This window comes from Desulforamulus profundi (genome assembly GCF_002607855.1).
Genome location: NZ_AWQQ01000119.1, coordinates 1 through 2,430 on the forward strand (window position 1 = coordinate 1; position 2,430 = coordinate 2,430).

The following is a 2,430-nucleotide window of genomic DNA, read 5'->3' on the forward strand; positions in this document are numbered from 1 at the left end:
CATCGAAGAGCATGTTCTTATGGGCGGCTTTGGCAGTGCGGTGCTGGAGCTGTTCGAGGCAGCCGGGCTGACCGATGTGAAAGTGAAGCGCATCGGCATTCCGGATGAATTTGTGGAGCATGGCAAGCAAAATATCCTCAGGGCCAATTACGGGCTGACCGCCGAAGGCATCATTGAAACCGTACTGTCAAAGGAATTTGAATTTAAGAAATGCCGTAAACTAAAGGCGTCCGCGGGAAAAGAAACTAGGCTTAAGTGTATTCCTTTGGGGTCTAGTTGTTAGATTATGGGGAAGTTCTTTATGGTCCTGTTGCTAGTTAGAGCTTTTATAACAGGACCATAAAGAAATATCTATAAGTCTGAATACAGGAGCCCAGAGAAAAGCCCATTAGTCTAAATACAAGACCCTAAAGAAAAGACCCGTTAGGCTAAGACACAGACATCTAAGTGCTAAAAGATAATGTAAAAGCCAGGTTTATACCACAACCTTTTGGAGGCAATTCAATTGGCTGTTACCAAAGAACGATTGGATATTTATCTTGTAAACAATGGTTTTTTCCCCAGCCGGGAGAAGGCCCGTGCCGCGGTGATGGCCGGGCTTGTTTTTGTTGATGGGACCAGGGTGGATAAACCAGGCCACCCGGTAAAAGCGGAATCCGATGTGCAGGTGCAGGGAAACCCGCTCCCCTATGTGAGCCGGGGAGGGCTGAAGCTGGAAAAAGCTATCCAAGCGTTTCATATCGATTTAAAGGACCGGGTTGTCATTGACATCGGGGCCTCCACCGGGGGCTTTACGGATTGCGCGCTGCAAAAGGGGGCCAGGCTGGTTTATGCCGTTGATGTGGGCTACGGACAGTTGGCCTGGAAACTCCGCTCCGATCCCCGGGTGGTTTCCCTGGAGCGGACAAACATTCGGCATTTGGAGCCCGGGACGCTGACAGAAGCCCCCTCCTTTGCCACCATTGATGTTTCCTTTATTTCCTTGTCTCTGGTCCTGCCCCGGGTGGATCTCCTCACACAGCCAGTAGCCGAAGGGGTGGCCCTGATTAAACCCCAGTTTGAAGCCGGCAGGGAACGGGTAGGCAAAAAGGGTGTAGTTCGGGAGCCGGAAGTCCACGTAGATGTTATTAATAAAATTTTAACCGTCGTCCACAGTCTTGGCTGGCAGGTGAGTGGCCTGGATTTCTCCCCGGTACGCGGCCCTGAAGGAAATATCGAATACCTGCTGTACTTTTTAAAAGGGCATCCCGGCCAAGGGGCAGCGCCGGATTTTAACGAAGTTGTGGCAAAAGCGCACTCGACTCTTGGATAATTTTTGGGGTCTAGCCTTGTTAGCTTTTCTTTGGGGTCCTGTATTTAGACTTAAGGGTATTTCTTTGTTGGTCTAGCAGGTTAAAAAACAGGACCCTGAAGGAATGCCTTAAAGTCTAACAACTTGACCCCAAAGGAATACCCTTTAGCCTAAGGGAGGTGATTTCTTGCTCCCCAGTGACCTTCTCATCGTAGGCATTATCATTGGCGCAATTTTACTTTATAATATCATTAGAATAGGACAATCCTACGCCGCCAGGCGCCGGGTTTTGAAGGCGGGAAAGGCGGAAGCTGCGGCCAGAAAGTTTCTTGAGTCGGAGGGCTACACCGTCCTGGCGGTGCAGGAGCGGGTTCCCATTGTGACCAAAATAAACGGGAAACCGCATAAAAGCCATATCCAGGCTGATTTGATCGTACAGAAAAGGAAAAAAGTTTATGTAGTGGACGTAAAAACCGGGGAAGTGGCCCAGAAACCGGCGGCGCCGGAAAACCGAAGACAGCTGTTGGAATATTTTCTGGTGTACCGCCCTGACGGGGTGCTGGTGCTTGACATGGATCATCACAAAATCTATCACATGGAGTTTGAGATCAAGTTCCCCTCCCCCAAGGGTCTAAACCCGGTCCCCTATATCATCTCGTTTTGTGCCGGGGTACTAGTGACTTTAATTCTGATTAAAGGAGGAACATTCAGTTGAACACCATTGGACTGGTGGTCAACAGCAGTAAAGGTGAGATATCGGACCACGTCAGAAGAGTGGTTTCCTGGCTGACCGAACAAAACATAAAGGTTTTATTTAACGAGGAGAGCGCAGCGTTGTTAGGACGCCAGGGAGAAGGAATGCCTACCAGGACGTTAGCCGAAAAATGCGACTGTATCATGGTTTGGGGTGGGGACGGTACCTGCTGAACTGTGCCAGGCAAACCGCCGCCACCGGCACTCCTATCTTCGGCGTTAATCTGGGGCGCCTCGGCTTCTTGACAGAAATCGATAATTCCGGATCTCAAGAGAAAGATGCAGCTTAATTGCTGGCCATTATATTGTAGAAGAGAGAATGATGCTAGAAGCTGCCGTGATACGGGACGGCGAGATCATTGACAACTCTGTGTGTTTAAATGATG

At 49.6% G+C, this 2,430-nt stretch carries 4 protein-coding genes; all 4 read left to right on the forward strand.

The genetic code is table 11. The features are described 5' to 3' along the window. On the forward strand, positions 1 to 283 hold a 283-nt coding region (locus tag P378_RS16890), incomplete at its 5' end, for a transketolase C-terminal domain-containing protein (RefSeq protein ID WP_274378759.1). 222 nt (positions 284 to 505) lie between these two features. Beyond that, a complete protein-coding gene (locus tag P378_RS16895) occupies positions 506 to 1,312 on the forward strand; it encodes a TlyA family RNA methyltransferase (RefSeq protein ID WP_099081876.1) in 807 nt (268 codons plus the stop codon). Between the two features lie 166 nt (positions 1,313 to 1,478). After that, positions 1,479 to 2,006: a hypothetical protein gene (locus P378_RS16900; RefSeq protein WP_099081875.1), complete on the forward strand. Its 528-nt coding sequence runs from the start codon at positions 1,479 to 1,481 to the stop codon at positions 2,004 to 2,006. After that, positions 2,003 to 2,218, forward strand: coding sequence for an NAD(+)/NADH kinase (locus P378_RS22395; protein ID WP_238473374.1), 216 nt, complete (start codon positions 2,003 to 2,005; stop codon positions 2,216 to 2,218). Before P378_RS16900 ends, P378_RS22395 begins: the two co-directional genes overlap by 4 nt. Positions 2,219 to 2,430 lie beyond the last annotated feature (212 nt).